The 25,616-nt window shown below is 71.8% G+C and carries 19 protein-coding genes; 9 read left to right on the top strand and 10 right to left on the bottom strand.

Going from position 1 to position 25,616, the window contains the following annotated elements; translation table 11 throughout:
- Positions 1-91 precede the first annotated feature (91 nt).
- The 4 genes from OG199_RS15620 to OG199_RS15605 all read right to left on the bottom strand — a co-directional run bounded on the left by OG199_RS15620 (position 92) and on the right by OG199_RS15605 (position 6,871).
- Positions 92-3,919, bottom strand: coding sequence for a multifunctional oxoglutarate decarboxylase/oxoglutarate dehydrogenase thiamine pyrophosphate-binding subunit/dihydrolipoyllysine-residue succinyltransferase subunit (locus OG199_RS15620; RefSeq protein WP_356799393.1), 3,828 nt, complete (start codon positions 3,917-3,919; stop codon positions 92-94).
- 282 nt (positions 3,920-4,201) lie between these two features.
- Entirely contained in the window at positions 4,202-5,302 is a 1,101-nt protein-coding gene (locus OG199_RS15615; RefSeq protein ID WP_266701322.1) for a HAMP domain-containing sensor histidine kinase, read from the bottom strand.
- A 40-nt stretch (positions 5,303-5,342) separates the two neighbouring features.
- Positions 5,343-6,080 (bottom strand): response regulator transcription factor, encoded by a 738-nt coding sequence (locus OG199_RS15610; RefSeq protein WP_054236710.1) that lies wholly within the window; start codon positions 6,078-6,080, stop codon positions 5,343-5,345.
- A gap of 113 nt (positions 6,081-6,193) precedes the next feature.
- On the bottom strand, positions 6,194-6,871 hold the full coding sequence (locus tag OG199_RS15605; RefSeq protein WP_405829949.1) for a spermidine synthase: 678 nt from the start codon (positions 6,869-6,871) through the stop codon (positions 6,194-6,196).
- 389 nt (positions 6,872-7,260) lie between these two features.
- Between OG199_RS15605 and OG199_RS15600 the strand changes: the two genes are divergently transcribed.
- A complete protein-coding gene (locus OG199_RS15600; RefSeq protein ID WP_405829947.1) occupies positions 7,261-8,157 on the top strand; it encodes a rhomboid-like protein in 897 nt (298 codons plus the stop codon).
- Between the two features lie 369 nt (positions 8,158-8,526).
- A complete protein-coding gene (lon, locus tag OG199_RS15595; RefSeq protein WP_356799386.1) occupies positions 8,527-10,950 on the top strand; it encodes an endopeptidase La in 2,424 nt (807 codons plus the stop codon).
- Positions 10,951-11,025: 75 nt separating this feature from the next.
- Here lon and OG199_RS15590 read toward each other — a convergent pair whose 3' ends face one another.
- On the bottom strand, positions 11,026-11,934 hold the full coding sequence (locus tag OG199_RS15590) for a lysozyme (RefSeq protein WP_356799384.1): 909 nt from the start codon (positions 11,932-11,934) through the stop codon (positions 11,026-11,028).
- Positions 11,935-12,214: 280 nt separating this feature from the next.
- On the opposite strand from OG199_RS15590, the gene OG199_RS15585 reads away from it, so the two are divergent.
- On the top strand, positions 12,215-12,706 hold the full coding sequence (locus OG199_RS15585; protein ID WP_266701327.1) for a MarR family winged helix-turn-helix transcriptional regulator: 492 nt from the start codon (positions 12,215-12,217) through the stop codon (positions 12,704-12,706).
- 628 nt (positions 12,707-13,334) lie between these two features.
- Here the strand turns inward: OG199_RS15585 and OG199_RS15580 are convergent.
- Positions 13,335-14,123, bottom strand: a complete 789-nt coding sequence (locus OG199_RS15580) for a hypothetical protein (RefSeq protein ID WP_356799382.1) — start codon at positions 14,121-14,123, stop codon at positions 13,335-13,337.
- A gap of 395 nt (positions 14,124-14,518) precedes the next feature.
- Here OG199_RS15580 and OG199_RS15575 point away from each other — a divergent pair, with 395 nt between their 5' ends.
- From OG199_RS15575 to OG199_RS15550, 6 genes are all read left to right on the top strand, one after another.
- Positions 14,519-17,440: a nitrate- and nitrite sensing domain-containing protein gene (locus tag OG199_RS15575; RefSeq protein ID WP_405829944.1), complete on the top strand. Its 2,922-nt coding sequence runs from the start codon at positions 14,519-14,521 to the stop codon at positions 17,438-17,440.
- The gene (locus tag OG199_RS15570; RefSeq protein ID WP_168530199.1) at positions 17,437-17,940 is read left to right on the top strand and encodes a roadblock/LC7 domain-containing protein; all 504 of its coding nucleotides are present in this window, start codon (positions 17,437-17,439) and stop codon (positions 17,938-17,940) included. The genes OG199_RS15575 and OG199_RS15570 overlap by 4 nt, the downstream gene beginning before the upstream one ends.
- Positions 17,937-18,344 carry a DUF742 domain-containing protein gene (locus OG199_RS15565; RefSeq protein ID WP_356799378.1) on the top strand — a complete coding sequence of 136 codons (408 nt, stop codon included), beginning with the start codon at positions 17,937-17,939 and terminating at the stop codon, positions 18,342-18,344. The genes OG199_RS15570 and OG199_RS15565 overlap by 4 nt, the downstream gene beginning before the upstream one ends.
- Positions 18,325-19,005: a GTP-binding protein gene (locus OG199_RS15560; protein WP_401799630.1), complete on the top strand. Its 681-nt coding sequence runs from the start codon at positions 18,325-18,327 to the stop codon at positions 19,003-19,005. Before OG199_RS15565 ends, OG199_RS15560 begins: the two co-directional genes overlap by 20 nt.
- 24 nt (positions 19,006-19,029) lie before the next feature.
- Positions 19,030-20,283 carry a styrene monooxygenase/indole monooxygenase family protein gene (locus tag OG199_RS15555; RefSeq protein WP_356799376.1) on the top strand — a complete coding sequence of 418 codons (1,254 nt, stop codon included), beginning with the start codon at positions 19,030-19,032 and terminating at the stop codon, positions 20,281-20,283.
- 173 nt (positions 20,284-20,456) lie between these two features.
- On the top strand, positions 20,457-22,091 hold the full coding sequence (locus OG199_RS15550) for a multicopper oxidase family protein (protein ID WP_356799374.1): 1,635 nt from the start codon (positions 20,457-20,459) through the stop codon (positions 22,089-22,091).
- An 84-nt stretch (positions 22,092-22,175) separates the two neighbouring features.
- Here the strand turns inward: OG199_RS15550 and OG199_RS15545 are convergent, their stop codons facing one another.
- The 4 genes from OG199_RS15545 to OG199_RS15530 form a co-directional block, all read right to left on the bottom strand.
- Positions 22,176-23,342 (bottom strand): NlpC/P60 family protein, encoded by a 1,167-nt coding sequence (locus OG199_RS15545; protein WP_405829940.1) that lies wholly within the window; start codon positions 23,340-23,342, stop codon positions 22,176-22,178.
- Between the two features lie 102 nt (positions 23,343-23,444).
- Complete coding sequence (locus tag OG199_RS15540; RefSeq protein ID WP_351715517.1) at positions 23,445-23,762, bottom strand: hypothetical protein; 318 nt, start codon at positions 23,760-23,762, stop codon at positions 23,445-23,447.
- Between the two features lie 25 nt (positions 23,763-23,787).
- Positions 23,788-24,513: a helix-turn-helix domain-containing protein gene (locus OG199_RS15535; RefSeq protein WP_356799371.1), complete on the bottom strand. Its 726-nt coding sequence runs from the start codon at positions 24,511-24,513 to the stop codon at positions 23,788-23,790.
- Between the two features lie 113 nt (positions 24,514-24,626).
- Complete coding sequence (locus tag OG199_RS15530) at positions 24,627-25,571, bottom strand: diiron oxygenase (protein WP_356799369.1); 945 nt, start codon at positions 25,569-25,571, stop codon at positions 24,627-24,629.
- Between the last annotated feature and the right edge of the window lie 45 nt (positions 25,572-25,616).

Below are 25,616 nucleotides of genomic sequence, written 5' to 3'. Positions count from 1 at the left end.
TGAAAGGGAAAGGGAAGGAAGATGCCGCAGGCCCGGCTCCCCCGAGAGGGAGCCGGGCCCGCGACGACGTACGGGACGCCGGGTTCGGGACCTAGGCCTCGAACACCTCACGCACCAGCTGCTCCTGCTCGGCCTGGTGCCGCTTCGCCGAGCCCACGGCCGGGGACGACCCGGCCGGGCGGGAGATGCGGCGCAGCCGCTCGGCGCCCGGGATGTCGGCGCCGACGGCCAGGTCGAGGTGGTCGATCAGGTTGAGGGCGATGAAGGGCCACGCGCCCTGGTTCGCCGGCTCCTCCTGGGCCCACAGGTACTTCTCGGCGTTCGGGTACTTGGCGATCTCCGCCTGGAGCTCCGCACCCGCGAGGGGGTACAGGCGCTCGATGCGGATGATCGCCGTGTCCGTGACGCCGCGCTTCTGCCGCTCGGCCTCGAGGTCGTAGTACAGCTTGCCGGCGCAGAACACGACCCTGCGGACCGCCGCGGCCTCGACCGAGTCGTCGCCGATGACCGGACGGAAGGCGCCCGTGGTGAACTCCTCCGCCTTCGAGGCGGCGGCCTTGAGGCGCAGCATCGACTTCGGGGTGAAGACCACCAGCGGCTTGTGGTGCGGGTTGTGCACCTGCCACCGCAGGAGGTGGAAGTAGTTCGACGGGAGCGTCGGCTGGGCGACCGTCATGTTGTTCTGGGCGCACAGCTGGAGGAAGCGCTCGATGCGGGCCGAGGAGTGGTCCGGGCCCTGGCCCTCGTAGCCGTGCGGCAGGAGCAGGGTGACGCCGGACGTCTGGCCCCACTTCTGCTCGGCGGCCGAGATGTACTCGTCCACGACCGTCTGCGCGCCGTTGACGAAGTCGCCGAACTGCGCCTCCCACATCACCAGGGCGTCCGGGCGGGCCAGCGAGTAGCCGTACTCGAAGCCCATGACCGCGTACTCGGAGAGCAGCGAGTCGTAGACGTTGTAGCGGGCCTGGTCGTCGGAGAGGTACTGGAGCGGGGTGAAGTCCTCGCCCGTGACCCGGTCGATCAGGACCGCGTGGCGCTGGCCGAAGGTGCCGCGGCGGGAGTCCTGGCCCGACAGCCGGACCGGGGTGCCCTCCAGGAGGAGGGAGCCGATGGCGAGGGTCTCGCCCATGCCCCAGTCGATCGTGCCGTCCTCGATCATCGCCGCCCGGCGCTGCAGCTGTGGCAGCAGACGCGGGTGGACGGTGACGTTGTCGGGGATGTTGACCTGGGACTCGGCGATCCGCTTGACGACCTCCTGGGAGACCGCGGTCTGCACGGCGACGGGGAACTGCGCCTGCGGGTCCGAGATCTGCACCTCCGCCCCCTGCGAGACGGCCTCGCGGACCTCGGTGAAGACCTTCTCCAACTGGCCCTGGAAGTCCTGCAGCGCCTGCTCGGCCTCTTCGAGGGTGATGTCGCCGCGGCCGATCAGGGACTCGGTGTAGAGCTTGCGCACCGAGCGCTTCTTGTCGATCAGGTCGTACATCAGCGGCTGCGTGAACGCCGGGTTGTCGGACTCGTTGTGCCCGCGGCGGCGGTAGCAGATGAGGTCGATGACGACGTCCTTGTTGAACGCCTGGCGGAATTCGAAGGCCAGGCGAGCGACGCGGACGACGGCCTCGGGGTCGTCGCCGTTCACGTGGAAGATCGGCGCCTCGATCATGCGGGCCACGTCGGTGGCGTACATGGACGAGCGCGACGACTCCGGGGCGGCGGTGAAGCCGACCTGGTTGTTGATGACGATGTGCACCGTGCCGCCGGTGCGGTAGCCGCGCAGCTGCGACATGTTGAGCGTCTCGGCGACCACACCCTGGCCCGCGAAGGCCGCGTCACCGTGCAGGGCGACCGGCAGGACCGTGAAGTCCGTGCCGCCCTTGTTGATGATGTCCTGCTTGGCGCGGGCGATGCCCTCGATGACCGGGTCGACCGTCTCCAGGTGGGAGGGGTTCGCGGCCAGCGAGACCTTGATCTGCTCGCCGTCCAGGCCGGTGAAGGTGCCCTGGGCGCCCAGGTGGTACTTCACGTCGCCGGAGCCGTGCATCGACTTCGGGTCGAGGTTGCCCTCGAACTCGCGGAAGATCTGCGCGTACGACTTGCCGACGATGTTGGCGAGGACGTTCAGCCGGCCGCGGTGGGCCATGCCGATGACGACCTCGTCCAGGCGGGACTCCGCGGCGCTGTCGATGACGGCGTCGAGGAGCGGGATGACGGACTCGCCGCCCTCCAGGGAGAACCGCTTCTGGCCGACGTACTTCGTCTGCAGGAAGGTCTCGAAGGCCTCCGCCGCGTTCAGCCGGCGCAGGATGCGCAGCTGCTCCTCGCGCTCCGGCTTGGAGTGCGGGCGCTCGACGCGGTCCTGGATCCACTTGCGCTGCTTCGGGTCCTGGATGTGCATGAACTCGATGCCGGTGGTGCGGCAGTACGAGTCGCGCAGCACGCCGAGGATGTCGCGCAGCTTCATCATCGACTTGCCGGAGAAGCCGCCGACCGCGAACTCGCGCTCCAGGTCCCACAGGGTGAGGCCGTGCTCGGTGATGTCGAGGTCGGGGTGCTTGCGCTGGCGGTACTCCAGCGGGTCGGTGTCGGCCATGACGTGGCCGCGGACCCGGTAGGAGTGGATCAGCTCGAAGACGCGGGCGGCCTTGGTGACGTCGTCGTCGTGGCTGGCGTCGATGTCCTTGAGCCAGCGGACCGGCTCGTAGGGGATGCGCAGCGCCTCGAAGATCTCGTCGAAGAAGCCGTTCTCGCCGAGGAGGAGGTTGGCGACGATCCGGAGGAACTCGCCGGAGGCGGCGCCCTGGATCACCCGGTGGTCGTAGGTCGACGTGAGCGTCATGACCTTCGAGATGCCGAGCTTGTTCAGGGTGTCCTGGGAGGTGCCCTGGAACTCCGCCGGGTAGTCCATGGAGCCGACGCCCATGATGACCGACTGGCCGGGCATCAGGCGGGGGACCGAGTGGACGGTGCCGAGGCCGCCGGGGTTGGTCAGGGAGACCGTGACGCCGGTGAAGTCGTCCATCGTCAGCTTGCCGTCGCGGGCGCGGCGGACGATGTCCTCGTAGGCCTGCCAGAACTCGAAGAAGTTCAGCGTCTCGGCCTTCTTGATGCCGGCGACGACGAGCTGGCGGTCACCGTTCGGCTTCACCAGGTCGATGGCGAGACCGAAGTTGACGTGCTCAGGCTTGACCAGGGTCGGCTTGCCGTCCTTCTCCGCGAAGGAGTGGTTCATGGACGGCATGGCCTTGATGGCCTGCACCATCGCGTAGCCGATGAGGTGGGTGAAGGAGATCTTCCCGCCCCGGGCGCGCTTCAGGTGGTTGTTGATGACGATGCGGTTGTCGAAGAGCAGCTTCACCGGGACCGCGCGCACGGACGTGGCCGTGGGCACCTCGATCGAGGCGTTCATGTTCTTCGCGACCGCGGCGGCGGGGCCGCGCAGCGTCACGAACTCGGGACCGGCAGGGGCCTCGGCCGCGGCCGACGGCTTCGCGGCGGCCGGAGCGGCCTTCGCGGGAGCCGGGGCCGGCGCGGCGGCGGGCTTCGACGCCGCGGGCGCGGCGGCCGGAGCGGGCGCGGCGGGCGCCGGGGCCGCAGGAGCCGCCGGAGCGGCCTGGGCCGGTGCCTGGGGCGCCGCGGGCGCGGCAGGAGCCGCCGGGGCGGCAGGCGCGGACACAGCCGTGGTGGTGGTCCCTGCGGCCCCCGCGGCCGCAGTACCCGCCGGAGCCGAGGCGGCCGGAGCCCCTGGCTTGTAGTCGGCGAAGAAGTCCCACCAGGCTCGGTCTACGGAATTCGGGTCCTGGAGGTACTGCTGATAGATCTCGTCGACGAGCCACTCATTGGGACCGAACGCAGCCGCGGGGTTCTTCCCGGCTTGGCCTTCGGTCGAGATGCTCGAGTTACTGGGGGACTGTGGCGACACGGCGGCAACCGCCCTCTTCCGCTTCACAAGGTGATGGACAGCGGGAATAAAGGCTACGCCTCCCTGGCCGGGAAGGTCAGGCCGGGCCGGTCCAACGTCGTGCAAGTCACATCGGAAAGCGTGTTTCGGTGCGGGAAATGGCGGGAAACAAGCGTGGTTCCGGACCGGAATGGGTACGTCGATCCAGGGTCGCGGCACGACTCACGCGGCCCTCTGCCTGATCACACGTGTCCACGAGCACCGGACACGGATGGATCTTGCGGCTCCGGTTCGAACTTTACGTCAACTTGGCAGAGAGGGAAGGCCCGGAAGGGTGACCTGGATCCGGCAGCCCCGCTGGGATTCGGCCACGCCGATCCGGCCGCCGTGCAGATCGACCGCCCAGCGGGCGATGGCGAGCCCCAGGCCCGTACCGCCGTCGCTGCCGGGCCCGTGCGGCGACGGCACCCCACCGCGGTTGAACCGCTCGAAGACGCGGTGCCACTCCGACTGCGGAATACCGGGGCCCTCGTCCAGGACCTCCAGGGCCAGCGACTCGGGGAGGTCGCCCCGGCGGGCCTTGACGGTGACCCGGCCGTGCGGCGGGCTGTGCTTGACCGCGTTGTCGATGAGGTTGGCGACGACCTGGTGGATCCGCTCCGGGTCGGCGTGCGCGGTCAGCTCCGGCGGGGAGACGTCGAGGTGCAGGTGGACGTCGGTGCGGGTGTGGCTGCCGGAGCCCGAGGCGAGGCCCCCGCGCGCGGAGGCGACCATGTTGGCCTCCTTCAGCACGCCCGACAGGTACGGCCACACCTCGAAACGGCGCTTGCGCAGCGGTACGACGCCGTTGTCCAGCCGGGAGAGGTCCAGCAGCGTCTCCACCAGCCGGCCCAGCCGCTCCGTCTGCTTCAGGGCCGTACGCATCGTCTCGGGGTCGGCCGCGGAGACGCCGTCCACGACGTTCTCCAGGACCGCGCGCAGGGCCGCGATGGGGGTGCGCAGCTCGTGCGAGACATTCGCCACGAGTTCCTTGCGCTGGCGGTCCTGGGCCTCCAGCTCGTCGGCCATGAGGTTGATCGTCTGGGCCAGGTCGCCCAGCTCGTCGCGGCGGCTGTCGCTGACCCGGCGCGTGTAGTCGCCGTGCGAGATGGACCGGGCGACCGTGTTCATCTCGTCCAGCGGCGCGGTAAGCGAATGCGCCACGAACTGCGTTATCAGGAGGGTGGCGATCATCGAGAAGACCGTGATGAAGCGCAGCTCCGTCTCGGTGCGCACCGCGATCATCAGCAGACCGGTGGTGATGAAGACCGAGACCACGACCAGCGTGCCCAGCTTCGTCTTGATCGAGAAGGGGCGCACGGAGCCCCAGGGCCCGGCGTTCCCGCGCTCTCCCGGTCCGCTCATGAGATCAGCCCCCTCAAACAGGTCCTCGCGCGGGCCCCGCTCAGGGAGTCGGGGTCTCCAGCGCATAGCCCACACCGTGCACGGTGCGGATCCGCTCGGCGCCGATCTTCCGGCGCAGCGCCTTGATGTGGCTGTCCACGGTCCGGGTTCCCGAGGCGTCCGCCCAGTCCCAGACCTCGGCCAGCAACTGCTCGCGGGAGAGTACCGCGCGCGGCGTGTTGGCGAGGCAGACCAGCAGGTCGAACTCGGTGGGGGTGAGGTGCACGTCCTCCGAGCGCACCCGTACCCGGCGCTGCGCGTGGTCGATCTCCAGCTCGCCGAGGCGCAGGATGCCGCTGCGCGGCGTCGAGGCCGCCACCACGGCCCGCTCGACCCGGCGCAGCAGGACGTGCACGCGCGCGGCCAGCTCCCGCATCGAGAACGGCTTCGTCATGTAGTCGTCGGCGCCCACGCCGAGACCGACCAGCATGTCGGTCTCGTCGTCGCGCGCGGTGAGCATCAGCACCGGTACCGGACGCTGGGCCTGGACCCGCCGGCAGACCTCCAGGCCGTCGAAGCCGGGCAGCATGATGTCGAGGATCAGCAGGTCGGGCTGCCAGGCCTCCGCCGTGTCGACGGCGGCCGGTCCGTCGCCCGCGGTTTGCACGAGGAACCCCTCGGCTCGCAGGCGGGCCGCGATGGCGTCGACGATCGTCGGGTCGTCCTCGACCACCAGCACCCGGCGCTGAGCGCCCGGCGTCGCCGCCGTGCCGTTGTGGGATGTGTGGGTCTGCTCCATCGCCCGCCCCTGATGTGTGCTTTCCGGAATCCGTGGGGTGATCCCATGACTGCGCTTGACGCTTGAATGATCCGCGCCAGGGGAGCAGCGTAAGGGCAGTCGGCTGCGCTCGGCTATCCAGGCCCTGTCGCGAGGTGGACGACGTCCGGAACGCCCCGGGCAACCGGGATCTCTTCGGTACGCACCCGTCGGAATCCGGCATTCCGCAAGCTTCCTTCAAATTTGGGAGAGGGCTGGGCCGACCACACGGCGAGCACCCCGCCCGGTCTCAACACCCGCGCGCAGTCCGCGAGTCCGGCCGGTCCGTACAGGCTGTGGTTGTCCTCCGTGACGGTCCAGTCGGGGCCGTTGTCGATGTCCAGGCAGAGCGCGTCGTACGTGGCGGATGTCTCACGGAGGTGAGCGGACAGATCGGCCTCCACGATCTCGGTGCGCGGATCGGCGAACGCCCGCGCGGAGAGCCGGGCCAGCGGACCGTCACGGTGCCAGTCGACGATGGCCCGCTCGCGCTCGACGACGGTGATGCGCCCCCAGCGCCGGTCCGCCACCGCGTGGGCGAGCGAGAACCCGACGCCGAGCCCGCCGATCAGCACGTCCGGCTCCGGGCGCCCGTCGAGGGCGTCGTACGCGGCGTCGACGAGCAGCCGCTCCGAGCGGCCGTCCGAGGTGTCCATCAGGAAGCACCCGTTGGCGATGATCTGCAGCAGTGCGCCGTGGCGCCGCAACACGACCTCGCCGTACGGGCCTTCCCTGCGGTCGATGACTACGGGGGTGTCGTACGGAGCCGTCATGGCTCCCATCCTGGCAGTACCCCCGGAGGTGCGGAGGGGAAGATCCCCGGCTGCGCGGCGTGACCGATCCTCAGGTGTGCCGTCCGCGCGTACGCCCCGGGTGCCCGGCTGTCCCACGCCCCGGGCGCGCGCCTCGCGGCGTCGTCCGGCGACGGCCGGTGGCGATCGGCTGTCTTTCATACATGCGGACATGCATGGGGCCACGCATACGGCCATGCATACGGCGAGGCGCAACGGTGACAGCCTCGGCCGCTCGTGCGGTCGCGCGGCTGTGCGGACGCCGTTCCCGGCTGTGGGGTTGCTGTGAATCCCCCCGCGGGTGGCGTCGGTCATAGACAGTGACGCGCGGGACACCCAAGGGTGGGTGGCGACGGAAGGAGCCCTCCACCTTGGACCGGAGCACGACCGCGGCGGCCACGGCCTCCCCGTCCGACGTCACGCCCGAGAATCCGCAAGCGGGCACGTCCGTGCTGGACGGCATGCCGCGACAGCGCGGCGACGCGGTCACGGAGACCTCCGCGCCCCGCCCGACCGCCTCCCGCCCGCTCGCCCGCACCCGCGCCCTCGCCCGGACGCGCGCGCCACGGCCCTGGCGGCTGCTCCCCACCCCCACCGGCACGCCCTTCACCTTCGGATACGCGGCCGTTCTCGCCGCCGTCTCGGTGACCGCCGACCACGCGGCCCCCTCTCTCGTCCACGCGCTGCAACAGGGCTCCAGTACGGACGTGGCGCATCTCGTCCGCCATCCGGTGCTGGTGCTGCTGGCCAGCGCGCTGTGGATCGCGGGCGGCATCGCGTCGATGTACGCGGCCGGGTTCGTGCTCGTACTGACCGCGCTGGAACGGCGTATAGGCGGGCTGCGGGCGGCGGGTGTCTTCCTGCTCGGTCACGTCGTGGCCACGCTGGCCACCGAGGTGCCCGTCGGTCTGTCGGTACTGGCGGGGCACCTCCCCGGCAGTTCCCTGCACCGTCTCGACTACGGCATCAGCTTCGGTGTCGCCGCGAGCGTCGGCGCCCTCGCCGGGCTGCTGACGCCATGGCTGCGCTGGCCGGTGCTGATCGGCTTCGCGGGGGTGCTGATCGGCGACCTGATCGCGTTCACGGACCCGATGACCGACTGGGGGCATCTGCTGTCGCTGGCGGTCGGCGTCTCGACCTGGCCGCTGGTACGGCGTCGGCACCGGGCCGGTGCCGGCGGGGGCGCAGGCGGAGGCCGCACTGGAGGCCGAAGCGCGGGCGACCCCGCCGTCCGCCCGGTCCAGACCTCCGGCACCGTCGCCGCCTAGGGTCGTCGGCCTCCCCGGGCCCCGGGGACGAGCCCCCGTGGGGCGGGCTTGCCGGTATCCCCACGGGCAGGCCCGCGGAAGACCCGGGCCCCCGCGGACGGCCCTGGCCCATGGCCGCGGGGACCGCCCCCACGGATGCCTCTCCGCGGGAACAGGGCGCCTCACGAGGTGGTTCTTGCCGTATACCCCGGGCGGGTGCAGTCCCGGCGGACCCGTCGACCCGTCGAAGGCGAATGCTGACCTGCGCGGATGCCCGTCGTCCCGAGGGGTGGCCGAGTGATCGCCCAGAGCGAACAGGCCCCGGGGAACAATCGGGGACTCACGTGCATTGAGTCGGTGTAGCTCAACTTGACTGCCGGAGGGAAGATCATGGCTTCGACGTCCACATCGCTCACCCTGCCCGTGCTGCCGCTCGACGACGAGGTCGTGCTGCCCGGGATGGTGGTTCCGCTGGACCTGAACGACGCCGATGTGCGCGCCGCGGTGGAGGCGGCCCAGGCCGCCGCGCGGTCGGAGCCCGGCAAGCCGCGGGTTCTGCTGGTGCCACGCATCGACGGGGCGTACCCGAGCACCGGTGTGCTCGGCACCGTCGAGCAGGTCGGCCGGTTGGCCGACGGCGACCCGGGCGCGCTGATCCGCGGCCGTGGACGCGTGAAGATCGGTGCCGGCACGACCGGTCCCGGCGCCGCACTGTGGGTCGAGGGCACCCAGATCGACGAGACCGTGCCCGATCCGCTGCCCGGCCACGTCACCGAACTGGTCAAGGAGTACAAGGCCCTCGCCACCAGCTGGCTGCGCAAGCGCGCGGCCTGGCAGGTCGTGGACCGCGTACAGGCCATCGACGACGTGTCCGCGCTCGCCGACAACTCCGGTTACTCCCCGTTCCTGAGCACCGAGCAGAAGGTCACGCTGCTGGAGACCGCCGACCCGGTGGCCCGGCTGAAGCTCGCCACCGAGCAGCTGCGTGAGCACCTCGCCGAGCAGGACGTCGCCGAGTCCATCGCCAAGGACGTCCAGGAGGGCGTCGACAAGCAGCAGCGCGAGTTCCTGCTGCGGCGCCAGCTGGAGGCCGTCCGCAAGGAGCTGCGCGAGCTGAACGGCGACGCCAAGGAGGGCGAGGAGTCCGACGACTACCGGACCCGCGTCGAGGCCGCCGACCTCCCCGAGAAGGTCCGTGAGGCCGCGCTCAAGGAGGTCGACAAGCTGGAGCGGTCCAGTGACCAGTCGCCCGAGGGCTCCTGGATCCGGACCTGGCTCGACACGGTGCTGGAGCTGCCGTGGAACGAGCGGACCGACGACACCGGCGCGTACGACATCCAGGGCGCCAAGGCCGTCCTGGACGCCGAGCACGCCGGACTCGACGACGTGAAGGAACGCATCACCGAGTACCTCGCCGTGCGCAAGCGGCGTTCCGAGCGCGGGCTCGGCGTGGTCGGCGGGCGGCGCGGCGGTGCCGTGCTCGCGCTGGTCGGACCGCCCGGCGTCGGAAAGACCTCGCTCGGCGAGTCCGTCGCGCACGCGATGGGCCGGAAGTTCGTCCGGGTCGCCCTCGGCGGCGTCCGGGACGAGGCCGAGATCCGCGGCCACCGGCGTACGTACGTCGGCGCCCTGCCCGGCCGTATCGTCCGCGCCATCAAGGAGGCCGGGTCCATGAACCCGGTGGTCCTGCTGGACGAGATCGACAAGGTGGGTTCCGACTTCCGGGGCGACCCGGCCGCGGCCCTGCTCGAGGTCCTCGACCCCGCGCAGAACCACACCTTCCGGGACCACTACCTGGAGGTCGAACTCGACCTCAGCGACGTGGTGTTCCTGGCGACGGCCAACGTGCTCGAAGCCATCCCGGAGGCACTGCTCGACCGTATGGAGCTGGTCAGGCTCGACGGGTACACGGAGGACGAGAAGGTCGTCATCGCCCGTGACCACCTGCTGCAGCGGCAGCTGGAGCGGGCCGGTCTGGCGAAGGACGAGGTCACGCTCGACGAGAGCGCGCTGCGCAAGCTCGCCGGGGAGTACACCCGGGAAGCGGGCGTCCGCAACCTGGAGCGGGCCGTCGCCCGGCTGCTCCGCAAGGTCGCGGCACAGCACGAACTCGGCGAGCGGGAACTGCCGTTCACGGTGACCGACGCCGATCTGCGCGGGCTCCTCGGACGGCCGCACCACGTGCCCGAGTCGGCCCAGGACCCGGCCGAGCGCCGTACCGCGGTGCCCGGTGTCGCCACCGGGCTGGCGGTCACGGGCGCGGGCGGTGACGTCCTCTACGTGGAGGCGTCGCTCGCCGACCCGGAGACGGGCGCGGCGGGTCTGACCCTGACCGGTCAGCTGGGTGACGTGATGAAGGAGTCGGCGCAGATCGCGCTGAGCTTCCTGCGGTCGCACGGAGCCGAGCTGGAACTGCCGGTCGGCGACCTGAAGGACCGGGGCGTGCACATCCACTTCCCGGCGGGCGCCGTTCCCAAGGACGGTCCGAGCGCGGGCGTCACCATGACGACCGCCCTCGCCTCGCTGCTCAGCGGACGGCCGGTCCGTACGGACGTGGCGATGACCGGCGAGGTCTCGCTGACCGGCCGGGTGCTGCCGATCGGCGGCGTCAAGCAGAAGCTGCTGGCCGCCCACCGGGCCGGGGTGACGACGGTCGTGATCCCGAAGCGCAACGAGCCCGACCTGGACGACGTCCCGGCCGAGGTCCTGGAGAAGCTCGACGTCCACGCCGTCACGGACGTCCGGCAGGTGCTGGAGCTGGCGCTGACCCCGGCGACCAGCGGTGCGACCCCGGAGGTGTCGGTGGCGGCGTGACGGACGCCGCCGGTACGTCCGGACGGGGAAGGCCCGGGCCCGTGAGGGAGCCCGGGCCTTCCCCTGTCCTGGCGCTCACCCGTTGGCGAGCGCCTGCAACCGGTCGAGCGCGCCGTTGAACCTGTCGTGGTCACCGACCGTCGGTCCCGACGACGTGTACTGCCACATCGTGTAGAGGGACCAGCCGGCCGGGAGCGTGCCGGGGTCGGAGGCGTAGCGGGCGATCCACAGCGGTTCGGCGGCGGCGAATCCGCCGTAGTTCCCGGTGCAGTCGCTCCACCAGCTGGTGGCCGTGTAGATCACGGCGTCCCGCCCCGTGCGCGCCCTGTACTGGGCGAGGAAGGAACTGATCCAGCTGACCATCGCGCTCTGCGTCTTGCCGTAACAGGCGGCGCCGTACGGGTTCCACTCGATGTCGAGCACGCCCGGCAGCGTCCTGCCGTCACGGGACCAGCCGCCGCCGTGGTCCACGAAGTAGTTGGCCTGGGTGGCGCCGGTCGTCGTGTCCGGGGTCGCGAAGTGATAGGCGCCCCGGATCATGCCGACGTCGTACGAGCCGTTGTACTGCTGGGCGAAGTAGGGATTGGTGTAGTACGTCCCCTCGGTCGCCTTGGTGTAGGCCCACCTGACCCCGCTGCTCCACAGGGTCGACCAGGCGACGTTGCCCTGATGGCCACTGACGTCCACGCCCTCCGTCTGGGTGGCGTCACCCGTGCTGGGCGTGCCGCTCCGGCCGTCGTGCGCGAGGACGCCCATGCCCAGAGAGGCGGAACCGCGGGCGGGGGCGGGGTCGGAGACGGTGGCGGTGGGGGAGGAGGGGGCGACGCTCCGTACAGGCGTGGCGGGGAGCGCGGGGGACGCCTGGGCCGGAGGGGCGAGGAGAAGGGGGAAGAAGAGCGCGGAGAGGGCTGCGAGCAGCGTCCAGGCCCTGGGCGGGCGCCCCGGTGGGGGCGTGGTGCGGCTTCCGGATCCGTGCGCGGGCATGTCGTGCCTCCGAGGGGATCGGTGGTGCACGGTGGGGGGAACACTGACGGACTGACGGCATCGCGCCCGACGCCCGTGGGGGCCAGGTCCTCGTCGACCTGTTGATGGCGTGCGCATGCCAGTATTTGTCTGTCGAAGAAGCTAGGCACGGGGAAGGCCGCGGGGAAGGGGGCCCGGAGGCTGCCGTTGGTCTATGCCTGCGAAATACTGGCGGAGCTGCGGCAACGGCGACTTTTGGCAGAAACTTTCAGGATCGGGAAACCGGGTCAGGGGTGCTGACGTGCACGAGGGCGCAAACGGCGACGGACGTCGTGTCGAATCCGAGGCGTCGGAAAATGGTGTGGACCAGGAATTCCCGGCGCTGGAACGGGAGTTGACCGTTTTCCTGCGACGCGCCCGGGCCAATTCCGGTGAGATGGCCCGCGAGGTGCACCCGGACCTGGAGTCCTCGGCGTACGGACTCCTCTTCCGTCTGGAGGAGTGCGGCCGCCAGCGCGCCACGGAACTGGCCGCCTACATCGGGGTCGGCAAGGCCACGATGTCCCGCCAGCTCCGCGCCCTGGAGGAGCTCGGCCTCGTCGCCCGCGAGCCCGACCCGGCCGACGGCCGCGCCTGGCTCGTCCACCTCACCGAGGGGGGCCGGGACCGCTTCCGCCGCGTCCGGGAAGCGAGACGGGCGCGGTACGTCCGCGAGCTGGCCGGCTGGGACCCGCACGAGGTGGCCGAACTCGCCCGGCTGCTGCACCAGCTGAACCAGGGCATGGAGAAGTAACGGTCGCTCCGCGGGCGGACCGGTGCCCCGTGGGTGCCGTACTGCTCCGCGGGCGGTTCCTTCCCCACGGGGCCGCCCGTCTCCACGAGGCCTGCCCGCCGTCCCGCCCTCGCGGACGGTCCGCCCCGACCGGGGTCCGCCGAGTCGCGGGTACGCGCCGCTCCGGGGCGGCCGTCCTGGGGGTGCCCTTCTGTTCCGTGGGAGGTCCGCCTTCCCCGTGGGCGGTCCGCCTCCCGCGGGCGGCATGCTGTCTCGGGCGCCGGGCGCCGGGCGCCCGGCGCCGGTCGCCGGGACGCGTCCGCCACCCGTGGGCCGCAGCCGCGGGGCGTCTCGTGGGTGCCGTGCTGCTCCAGGGGCTCCCCGCCCGTCCTGGAGGACGGCCCGCCGTCGCGGAGCCCGCCACCCCATAGCGCGGCCCGCCACCTCGTAGGGGACTCGGGGCCCCTACGGGTGGCACGCCCTCCCGGGCGCCCGCCGTCCAGCGGCTGGCCGCACGACTCCACGCACGCCGGCCCCCCGCGCGTGCCCCTTTCGCCGGGCCCCCGCCCCTCCTCGACGGTTCGGCGCCCCCGACGCCCGGGCGCCGTCCGTCGCGTCGCGCGGCGGGTCGCCCGCGCGCGGGCCCCGTTCAGTACTCCACGAACACCACGGTCGCGTCGTCGTGCGTCTTGCTCCGGCGCAGACGCACACGGTTCTCCGCGTCGTCGCGCTCCAACGTCCGTACGCGGTCGACGAGGGCCTGCCCGCCCTCCTTCCGGAGGAGGGTGAACAGCTCGCCCCAGTCGCCCTCCTCGAACTTCTCGACCCAGCGGGTCGCGCCGTCCGTGAGGGCGGCCAGCGCGCGCACCTCCGCACGCGGCAGCACGCCCGTCACGGCCCGCGCCGCGACCGACGGATCCGCCGCCGCCGTGAAGAAGCCCCCCTCCTTGTTGCGGACCGTCGCGTCGGCGATCGCGTCCGTGGCGAGCCAGGCGCGCGGGACGAGGTCGAGGCGGCCGTCCAGGACCGGTGTCACCTCCCCGGCGGGGGACTCCAGCAGGAGGGCCGAGTCCGACAGGACCAGGTACTCGACCAGCTCGGCGGACCACCGTACGACCACCACGGTTGCCTGCGGCGTCCGCGGGTGAGAAAGGTCACAGGAGCCTGCGTGGGCCTCGGCGGTGCGCCGGATCGCCCGGGAAAGGATCTCCGACAGGGGTAGATCCCGGCGGGAAACGGATAGTTCGGTCAGAGACCCGCCGAGCCGCGCCGAGAACCAGGCGACGGAATGAAGACATCCGTCGTCACCGGGCGGCGGCGTCACGCCGTCGAGGAGGACCAGTGAACCCCCCTGTCCCGAGGCCGGAAGCCCGACCGATGCGAAGTCCTCATTGGGGCGGCCCGGGTCACCCGGTTCGGAAACGAGTTCGGTGCGCATCCAGCCAGTCTGCACGAGCTCTTCACAAGGTCCACGAAAGGCTGGCAACGGTCGCCGAACGGGTACGGACCCGCAGCTCAGCCGCCTGGTTTGGCATGGAATGATCGACTCCGGGAACACGTGGCGGCGAATACTGCCAAAGCCCGCCGCCGACGTCCAACCGGCCCGCCGCGCAAGGGGGGCGCACACGCCACAGGAACTTGCCCGCCAACTCCCGTCCGGGGTTCACTCCTTCGGGTGGCGGGTCAGATGATGCGCGACCACTGCCCACCGGCACTGGGAGGGTCGGGAGCCGATGGGGGGTACCCCCTGCACACGCCGAGTCGAAGGCGTGCGGAGGGCGGACACCTTCATTGACGGAGCGTCACCCGGTCCCTTGGGTACACGAGTCAGGAATGCGAGCACCGGTGCAGAAAATGCGGTCTCGGCGCACAGGCAGGCAGTCGGCCCCCGAGGGGGGCGCGGAACGCACGCCGGGGGCCGCGGGGGACACCTCCGCGGGCAAGGGCCGCGCCGCTCACGTGCGCAATCGGCTGATCGTCGCCGTGGCGGTCGTCGCGGCAGCCATCGCCGGCGCCGGCGCCCCCACGGTCATGGCGGCCTCCGAGCAACTCAACGACTCCCAGAACCTGGTGACGCTCGCGCAGCGGACCCAGGAGGCGCTGACGCTCGCGCACGCGCTGGCCGACGAGCGCGACGACGTCACCACGTACATCGCCGCGGGCCGCCCCAAGTCCAAGGCACCCTCCGAGCAGCGCAGCGCCCGGGTCGACCGGCAGGTCACGGAGCTGCGGGCGGACGAGGACGCGCCCGCCGTGCTGCTGAACGACCTGGACGGCATCGGCACGGTCCGCAGAGCGGCGCTCACCGGCAAGAGCGACGCTCTCGAGACCCACGAGGCCTACTCCGCCGTCATCACCGAACTGCACGGCCTCGCCGAGGACCTCGCCGAGCGACTGCCGCCCCGGGCGGGCTCCGGCGCGCACTCCCTCGCCGAGCTCGACTCCGCCGTCCAGCAGTCCGCCGCCGCCCGCGGGCTGCTCCTCGCCGCTCTCAGCATCCCGCGCACGACACGGACGGTCATCGACCCGCTCACCGGACTGCCGACCACCACGAACAGCTCGTCGGCCGCCGGCACCAAGCGGCGCGACGCGCTCAGCGCCGCCGCCCAGCAGGCCCGGCTGCGCTCGGAGGCGGCCCTCGCCGACTTCCGCGAGACCGCGCCCAAGGCCGCCAGGGCCTCCTACGACTCGACGGTCACCGGGCCGGACGTCACCGCCGCCGACAAGTACCTCGCCGGTCTCACCGACCAGCCGACGTTCTCCGACGACGAGCTCGACACCAGCACGAAGAAGGCGGACGCCGCGCTCTCCGCCCGGGTCGAGCTGATGCGCGGCGCGGAGGCCTCCCTCTACGACCACCGCACCAAGGACCTCGAACTGCTGCGGGACGACGACGTCACCGCGCTGGAGGTCCGGATCGCCGTGATCGGCGCCCTGCTGCTGGTCGCGGTCGGCGTCTCGATGGCGATGGCCCGCACGCTCACCCGGCCGCTGGCCGTGCTGCGGATCGGGTCGGCCCGCCTCGCCGCCGACCCGGGAGCCGGGGAACCGGTCAGGTTCACCGGCCGCAACGACGAGTTCGCCCAGGTCGTCCGCTCCGTCAACGCGCTGCACGCGCACGCGGCCGGGCTGCACGAGCGGCTCACCACGCTCGAGGCGGACCGCAAGCACCTCGTCGGACAGCGCCGGCTGATGGCCGACGAACGGGATCGGCTGCGGGCCGAACTCGCGCAGGCCGCTTCCCACTTGGAGCAGGTGCGCGGCACCATCCACGGCACCTTCGTCAACCTCGCGCTGCGCACCCTCGGCCTGGTCGAGCGGCAACTCGGTGTCATCGAGGGGCTGGAGGAGCGCGAGCAGGACCCGGAGCGCCTCGGCACGCTCTTCAAGCTGGACCACTTCGCCACCGTCATGCGGCGCCACAGCGAGAACCTGCTGGTCCTCGCCGGGCACGAGCACGTCCAGCACCACGCGGGCCCGGTCCCGCTGGTCGACGTCGTGCGCGCCGCGGTCAGCGAGATCGAGCGGTACGAGCGGGTCCGTATCGCCGCGCTGCCGCCGCACGCCCACCTGGCCGGCTACGCCGCGGACGACCTCTCGCACCTGCTGGCCGAACTCATGGAGAACGCCTCGTCGTTCTCGCCGCCCGACCTCCCCGTCGAGGTCTCCGGCTGGCTCCTGGAGAACGGCGAGGTGATGCTCTCCGTGCAGGACGAGGGCATCGGGATGGCCGCCGAGCGGATGACCCAGCTCAACGCCCGTCTCTCCGCGTTCGATCCGGACGACGCGTACGACCAGGAGAGCGGCGACGGACTCGGGCTCGGCCTGTACGTGGTGGCCCGGCTCGCCCACCGGCACGGCGTACGCGTACAGCTGCGCGAGCAGAAGCAGGGCGGCACCGCCGCGGTGGTGGTCCTCCCGAAGACGCTGCTGTCCGCGTCGCCCGCCGGCACGGTCCCCTCGACCACCCCGGTCCCCGGCGCCGCCCCCACGGTGACCCTCCCCGGGGCCGCCGCCGAGGTCAACTCCAACGTCCTGCGCGGACGTTCGGCCCTCAAGGCGGCCGTCCCCGCCACTGCGGCCGGGGACGAGGACCCCTTGATAGCCGCGGCGGAAGAGGCCGTACGGGACGCCGGGGCGCAGGATTCGCCCGTACCCGATCCGACGGCTTCCGAGACCACGATGGTCCTGGCGCCGGTGCCGCCGGCCGACGCGCCGGTCCCGCCGCCGCGCGGCCCGGTCACGCGGACGGACGGACCGATGGCACCGGCGGCCGGACCGATGGCACCGGCGGTGCCCGCGGAGGATCCCGCGACGGCGCCGGCGGACGGTCCCGCGACGGCGGCGGACGGACCGGGCGCGGCCGCGGCGGCTCCCGCCCCGCACACCGTGCCCGCCCCCCGGCCCGCCACCGACCCCTATGCCATCGGACCCGACGTCCACGACCGCGCACCGGACGACGAGCCGGAGCGGGTCACCGACAAGGGCCTGCCCAAGCGCACCCCGAAGATCTCCGCGCCCGCGCCCGCCCCCCGGGCGCGTGCCGGCGGGGTGGACGCCGAGGCGCTGCGGCGCAGGCTCGGCGGCTTCCACCGGGGTGCGACGGACGGCCGCCGCGACGTCGAGGCGGAGATCGCCGAACGGACGGCACAGACACGCACCCCCGGCGCGCCGGACGGCCCGGCCACCGCACCTCACCGGGCAACGGACGCAGTAGACGCATCGGGGGGCACAGTCGAGGAGGCAAGCAGTTGACCGCGCCCAGTACTTTCGGTCTGAGCAGTGAAGCCCGCAATCTGCACTGGCTGCTGACCAACCTCGTCGAGGAGGTGCCGGGACTCCTGTCGGTCGCGGTCGTCTCCTCCGACGGTCTGCTGCTGCTCTCCTCCGACCCCGGCAGGAACGCGGAGGCCCGCACCGGGACGGAGCAGCGCCCCACCGGCCCCAAGGGGTCCGCCGCCGACCTCGCCACCATCGTCTCCGGCATCGGCAGCCTGACCATCGGCGCCGCGAAGCTGATGGAGGCGGGCGGCGTCAAACAGACCATGGTCGCGATGGACGACGGCAGTCTCTTCGTGATGTCGATCAGCGATGGTTCGCTGCTCGGTGTGCACGGCGCCCCGGACTGCGACATGAGCGTGGTGGCCTACCACATGGCGCTCTTCGTCGGCCGCGCCGGCCATGTGCTGACCCCCGAACTCCGCAGCGAACTGCGCCAGTCACTAGAAGCCAAGCCGACGGGGAGTGCCCAGTGAGTTCTTCCTCCGCGCCCAAGCTCCCCATACGCGGCGGCGACCGCAAACCCGCCCGGGTCCGCCCCTACTCGCTCACCGGCGGCCGTACCCGCTTCGGGCACGTGCTGCTCGTCGAGACCTTCGTGGCGGCGCTCGACGCCCCCGAGGAGCGCAGGGAACTGACCAACGGGTCGCTCGAGACCCGGGTGATGCCCGAGATGCGGGCCATCGTCGAACTCTGCCGCCGGATGCGTACGGTGGCCGAGATCGCCGCCCTCCTCAGGATGCCGCTGGGTGTGGTCCGCGTGCTCCTGAGCGACCTGGCGGACCAGGGAAAGATCCGTGTGTACGGAACAGGTCACGGCCCGGGACAGCCGGACCGCGCTCTGCTGGAAAGGGTGCTGAATGGACTCCGTCGTCTCTGAGGGCGCGCCGCGAACCGCCTTCCCCGCCACGGCTCCGATGCCACTGGCCCCGGTGCCGCTGTCCGGGGCGGAGTCCGACGAGAACCTCCAGGCCTGGCAGACGGACCGCAGTCGCGCCCCGATCGCCACCAAGATCGTGGTCGCGGGCGGTTTCGGCGTGGGCAAGACCACGCTGGTCACGGCGGTCTCCGAGATCACGCCCCTCCAGACGGAGGCGCTGATGACCCAGGCCAGCGAGGACACCGACGACCTCAGCGCGACACCGGAGAAACTGACCACCACCGTGGCCATGGACTTCGGCCGCATCACGCTCGACGACGACCTGGTGCTCTACCTCTTCGGCACGCCGGGGCAGCAGCGCTTCTGGTTCATGTGGGACGACCTGGTGCGCGGCGCGATCGGCGCGGTGGTCCTCGCCGACACCCGCCGCCTCAAGGACTGCTTCCCGGCGCTCGACTACTTCGAGAGCTGCGGACTTCCGTACGTCGTCGCGGTGAACCACTTCGACGGCAGCGAGCCGTTCGACGCCGCCGACGTGCGTGAGGCCCTCACGGTGCCTCCGCACATACCTGTCATGATCATGGATGCCAGGCGTCGGATCTCGGTCGTCGAGACGCTCCTCGCGCTGGTGGGGCACGCGCTCGACGTGAGCCCCGAATAAGACGTACGCAGAGTAAGGACGCCCATGCGGAAGATACTCGTCGTCGGAGCCGGTCAGTCCGGACTCCAGCTCGCCCTCGGCCTCCAGTCGAACGGGTACGAGGTCACCCTGATGTCGAACCGGACGGCGGACGAGATCCGCACGGGCCGGGTCATGTCGACGCAGTGCATGTTCCACACGGCACTCCAGCACGAGCGCGATCTCCAGCTGAACTTCTGGGAGTCCCAGGCCCCGAGGATCGAGGGGCTCGGCGTCTCGGTCGCCGCCCCCGGCTCCTTCGACCCGGGCCCCTCGCAGCGCGCGATCGACTGGGTCGGCAGGCTCGACGGCTACGCCCAGTCGGTCGACCAGCGGGTGAAGATGGCCGGCTGGATGGAGACGTTCGCCCAGCGCGGCGGCCAGCTGGTGATACACGGCGCCGCGGTCTCCGACCTGGACTACTTCTCCCGTACGTACGACCTCGTGCTGGTCTCCGCGGGCAAGGGCGAACTGGTGTCCATGTTCGGCCGGGACGCCTCCCGTTCCCCGTACGCTCAGCCGCAGCGGGCCCTGGCCGTCGCCTATGTGCACGGTCTCGGTCCGCGCCCGGAGCACCCGGACTACGACGCGGTCCGCTGCAACCTGGTCCCCGGTGTCGGCGAGCTCTTCGTCATGCCGACGCTCACCACCTCCGGCCGCGCGGACATCCTCTTCTGGGAGGGTGTGCCCGGCGGTCCGGCCGACGTCTTCAACGGCGTCAAGGACCCGGCGGAGCACCTCTCCCTGACGCTGGAGCTGATGGAGCGGTTCGTGCCGTGGGAGTACGCGCGCGCCACCAAGGTCGAACTGACCGACGCCAACGCGACGCTGTCCGGCCGTTACGCGCCCACTGTCCGCAACCCCGTCGGCCGTCTCCCCGGCGGCGGCCTGGTCCTGGGCGTCGCCGACGTGGTCGTGGCGAACGACCCGATCACCGGCCAGGGCTCCAACTCCGCCTCGAAGTGCGCGGCGGCCTACCTCGGCTCGATCCTGGAGCACGGCGAGAAGGAGTTCGACGAGGCCTGGATGCGTTCCACCTTCGACCGCTACTGGGACACCGCCCAGCACGTGACGAAGTGGACGAACGCCATGCTGGGCGTCCCGCCGGAGCACGTCCTCCAGCTGATCGGCGCCGGCACCCAACTCGAGCCGGTGGCTCGCCGTTTCGCCAACGGGTTCGACAACCCGGCGGACTTCGAGAACTTCTTCTATGAGCCGGAGAAGACGGAGGCGTACCTCGCCTCGGTCGCGGGGGCCTGAGTCCCCCCTCCCGGTGTGGGCCGAGCGTGCCCGGCCGCGCGGTTCCCGGCGCTCCTCCAAGGAGTGCCGGCGCCCGCGCGGGCCAGGGAAGTAACGATTCTTCACCACCCTGGTGCCAGGACACGCCGCGCCAGTTCTCGCACACATGCGGACAAGACGTGTGTTATTCATCCATGCACACATATAAGCGGCGCACCGTGCTGGGTGCCTCGATCGCGGCCGTCGGCTCCGGAGTCCTGGCAGGCTGCTCCGGCTCCGACTCGGGGTCCAGCCCGAAGTCGGGGGCCGGAGCCGCCGGCAACGCGGGCGACGGCGGCGGCTTCGTACCCAGGGGACCCGGCGGCTATGTGAACCCCTCCGATCCCGAGGTCCTCGCCGCCGAGCGCAGACGCGGCACCGGACCCGTCCGGGAGTTCCGGCTCACCGCCGCCGAGACCTCCCTCGACCTGGGCGGACGCATCGTCAGATCCTGGGCGTACGGCGACGCGCTGCCCGGCAAGGAGGTCCGGGTCACCAAGGGCGACATCCTGGCCCTCACCGTCGCCAACCACCTGCCGACGGACACCACGCTGCACTCGCACGGGGTCCGGATGCGCTGCGACATGGACGGCGTGCCGGGACTGACCCAGAACTCCATCAAGCCCGGCGCGGACTTCACCTACCGCTTCGCCATGGCGCACGCGGGCACCTACTGGCTGCACTCGCACTCCGGCATGCAGCTCGACCGCGGCCTGTACGCACCCCTGATCGTCGAGGACCCCAGGGAGCCCCTGTCCTACGACAAGGAGTGGGTCGTCGTCCTCGACGACTGGGTGGACGGCGTGGGCGGCTCCACCCCGGAGGGAGTCCTCTCCCAGCTGCGCGGTGGCAGGGGCGCGCCGATGGACATGGGAGAGGGCGGCGCGCACAGCGGATCAGGCCACGACGCGGCGGCCGGCGCGCAGTCGTCGGGCCACGGTCGCTCCACCGGTCCCTCGCGCATCCTGCACGGCTCGCGCAGCCGCATCCTGCGCAGCGAGGGCGGCAACGTCGACTACCCGTACTACCTGGTCAACGGCCGTATCCCGCAGGCCCCCTCGGTCTTCCGGGCGCGCCCCGGGGACCGCATCCGGCTGCGGATCATCAACGCCGGGGGCGACACGGCCTTCCGGGTGGCGCTGGGCGGGCACCAGATGACGGTGACCCACACGGACGGCTATCCGGTCGAGCACATGACGACGGACGCGCTGCTGATCGGCATGGCCGAGCGCTACGACGTGCTGATCACCGCCAAGGACGGCATGTTCCCGCTGGTCGCGCTGGCCGAGGGCAAGAACGCCCGGGCGCTGGCGGTCCTGGGCACCTCCAGCGGGGCCCTGCCGCGGCCCTCCGTGCATCCGCGTGAGCTCGACGGCAAGGTGGTACCGGCCCGACGGATGCGGCCGCACGAGTCGGTGGCGCTCAACGACTCCGGTCCGGACCGCCAGCTGCGCGTCAAGCTGACCGGCAGCATGCGGAGGTTCGACTGGGCCTTCGACCACGAGCCCTACTCCCTCGAACGCCGCCATCCGATCCGCGAGGGCGAACGGGTCCGCCTGACCCTCATCAACGCCACCAACATGTGGCACCCCCTGCACCTGCACGGCCACACGTTCGCGCTGATGGGCCTCGGGGCGGTCGGAGCACGCAAGGACACCGCCGTGGTGCTGCCGCACCGCAAGATCGTCGTCGACTTCTACGCCGACAACCCGGGACTGTGGATGCTCCACTGCCACAACCAGTACCACTCCGAGTCCGGCATGATGACCCTCCTCGGCTATCGCAGGTGAGAGCCGGATGTCGCGCCCTGCCGGGCGGACGCCGCGCCCCTGCCGGACGGGATGCGGCGCCCCCGACGGGCGGGACGACGGCCCCTACCGGGCGCTCCCGTCCGGCCCGTCGGTCGCCGCCGCGGGCAGCGCCGGCGGGGTGTACTGCCGGACGGGCTTCCCGGCGGGGTCGGGCCGTACGGCGCCGAGGACCGGGTTGGCGGCGATCGGTGAGATCTTGATCCTCGCCCCGGGCCGTGGCGCCTGCACCACCATTCCGTCCCCCATGTACATGGCGACGTGCGTGGCCTCGGGGAAGTAGACGACCAGGTCGCCGGGGCGCAGCTCGGTCAAGGGGATGCGGGGCAGCCGCGCCCACTGTTCCTGGCTGGTGCGCGGAATGGGCTGCCCGGCGTGACCCCAGGCCTGCGAGGTGAGCCCCGAGCAGTCGTACGCCCCGGGTCCCTCGGCACCCCATCGGTACGGCTTCCCGAGCTGCTGCACGGCGTACTCCACCGCCTCCAGGCCCTCCGACGAGGGGGCCCGTACGCTGCTCAGCGCCCCGGACGTCACCAGTTTCCGCTGGGCCGCCTCCGTCCCCCGCTTCTCCAGCGCGTCGAGTTCGGCGAGCTGCCGCGCGGTGAGCGAGGCGAGCAGCTGCTCGACGTCCTTCAGCCGTCCTTGGACCTCGTCGCGCGCCTTCTTCTGCCGTGCGGCGAGGGTGAGCTGAGCGTCCAGGGCCTTGCGCGCCCGCCGGGCCAGCCCGTCGGCGTGCCGCTCGCTCCCGGCCAGCCGGTCCACGGCCTTGACCCGCTCCCGGGACAGCTGCCTGATCACCTGTCCCTCGTCCAGCGCGCGCTGCGGATCACCGGTGAGCAGCAGCCGTACGTACGAGGAGACCCCGCTGCTGCTCTGGTACTGCTGCCGGGCCAGCCGCCCCGCCGCGCCGCGGCTGTCGTGCAGGGAGAGGCGGGCCCTGACGAGTCTCGCGTCGAGCCTGGCGACCTCGGCGCGCTGTTTTTTGAGCTTCTCCACGGTCGCGTTGTACGCCTCGGTGGCACGCTCGGCCTCCCGGTAGCGCTGCTGGAGGTTCGTCAGCATCCGGGCCGCGGAGAGCACTTCGGGACCGCCCGCGCCGGCCCCCGCGCCCGTACCGGCCCGCGCGGACGCCGAGGGTCCGGGAGCCGGGGCGGCCACGGCGGGTACGGGCGCGAGCAGCGCCCCGGTCGCCACCGCGACCGTACAGACCAGGCGCAGCATGCGTCCTGACACTTCATCACCTCCGGTGCGGGGGTGGTAGGTCCACCTCGCACCGGCAGGATGGGGCGTGCGCGCCCCGCGTGCGCGCCCGGTGACCGGTTCGGCCCAAGAACCTCACTCGTCGGCGTGGGACTCCGGCGTGGCGCCGCCGCCCCTGGTGCCCGGCCCGGACCAGGGCCACTTCGGTCCGCCGCGCGCTGCGCCCGCGCCGCCCTCGGGGTCGAACGCGTACTTCCATCCCTGGTGCAGCCCCAGGCGCCTGCTCCGGCCCGCCTGGACGCGGCGGTAGACGAGGACGGTCGGCGGGCCGCCGGCCGCGTCCGGTACCGGTACGCGGTACACCTTCGGCGGGTGTCCGGTCAGACCGAGCAGGACGGGCAGCACACGCCCGTCCAGCGGGCCTCCCTCGAAGGGGGTGTCTTGGCTCTTCACCGCACCAGTGTCACAAACCCGCCGCTCAAAGGAGTCGCGCGGCGTCACCGAGCAGCGGGACGACCCGCCGGGCCAGCAGCCCCACCGCACCCTCCGGCGCCTCCAGGGCGAGCGCCGCGCGCACGACGTCGGCGGTCTGCGGATCGCGCCCCGCGCTCGCCACCAGCATCGCCACGAACTGCTCCACCAGCCAGTCCCGCAGCTCGTCCAGGGGCGGCTCCTTGCCCCCGTCGAGCCAGCTGAGGGACGCGCCCTCGACGGCGGTGATCCACATCCGTACGGTCATCCGCAGCCGGGGCCCCGGGTCCCGCACGGCGAGATGGTCGACGATGTGCTCGGCGGCGGCCCGCCGCACCCCGTCCACTATGGCGGTCGTCCTGGACGTCTCGACGACACTGCCGCCCTGCAGCAGCGCGCTGAAGCCCGCGTCGTGCTGGTCGACGAAGGCGAGGTAGCGGTCCAGGGCCCGCGACAGCCGTTCGCTCAGCGATCCCCGCGGCGGCTCCGCGAAGCAGTGCTCGAGCTCCTCCGCCGCGGAACGCAGCGCGGCCTCGTACAGCTGCTGCTTGCCGCCCGGGAAGTACCGGTACACGAGGGGCCGCGACACCCCCGCGGCCTCCGCCACGTCGTCCAGCGAGACCTCCTCGGGAGCCCGGTGCGCGAAGAGGGACAGCGCCGCCTCGAGGAGCTGCGAACGCCGCTCCTCGACGCTCAGCCGGCGGTATGCGGGGGTGGGGGCCGCGGAGGTCATGTCGGCAGCGTAACCCGTGTGTTCGCCGCCGCCCCTGCTCGCACCCGTCCTGCGGGGCTCCGTCCGGTGACCCTGTTCCGGGCCCCCGCGACGGGCAGCGGCGCCGTGCCCTCTCAGGCCAGCAGTCCCGACGCCTTCCACAGCCGCCGCCCGACCCCCCGCAGCACGCCGATGTCGTCCAGGAAGTCGGTCAGGCGTTTCGCCCCGGTCTGCATCACCTCGCGCCGGTGTCCGCTGGCCCGCACCTGCGCCACGGCCTCGCGCCGGTCCAGGCCGACGTTCGTGTAGACCTCGGGATTGACGAAGGCGACGGAGAAGACACGGGCGAACTCGCCGGAGGTGACGCGGGTGAACTCCTGGGACCAGCGTGGCGCGGTCACCATCTGGCGCCGCAGCTCCTCCCGCGCGTACCGCACGTGCCGGGCCTCCTCGACCACATGGATGCGGGTGACGCCGCGCACCAGGGTCTGCACCCGCTCGTCGGGGAAGGTCAGCCGCTGCATCCAGTCCAGGATCTCCTCGCCGAGCAGGGTGGCGGTGAAGGAGCCGGGGGTGGTCGAGATGGTCTTGAAGAGCCGCCCGAGATTCTGATGGGCACGGCTGACCGGGTAGTGCGGTGTGCCGCCGCGCGAGATCAGCCGGGCGAACATCTTCGAGTGCCGGCACTCGTCCTCGATCTCGGTGAGCGCGTACCGCACGTGCGCGCTCGTGGCCGCCTTGTCGTAGATGTGACGCACCAGCAGCTGCATCAGGATGATCTCGAACCAGATCCCGAGGGAGGCGAGTGCCGCCGCCTCGTGCTGCGAGAGCAGGATCCGCTGCTCCTCGCCCATCCGCTTCCACAGCGGGGTGTCGTAGAGGGACACCAGCTCGGGCGGCCAGAACCACTTGCCCTCCTCGAAGGGCGCGTCCCAGTCCAGTTCCTTGTCCGGGTCGAAGGAGTGCTTGGCGGAAGAGTCGAGCAACCGTTCGGCCACCTGCTCCCGGTCCTTGAGCAGGCCGAGCGCGTCGCGGAGCCCGTCGAGCCCGTCAAGTCCGTCTTCCGTCACCGTCGTCATGACTGTTCCCACCTCGTCGTACGGGATCTTCAGGGGTTACCGGCG

Origin of the sequence: Streptomyces sp. NBC_01176, assembly GCF_045039825.1 — a bacterium.
Classification (GTDB): Bacteria; Actinomycetota; Actinomycetes; order Streptomycetales; family Streptomycetaceae; genus Streptomyces.
Note: the sequence above shows the minus strand (reverse complement) of the source record. Positions and strands in the feature narration are given on the sequence as shown.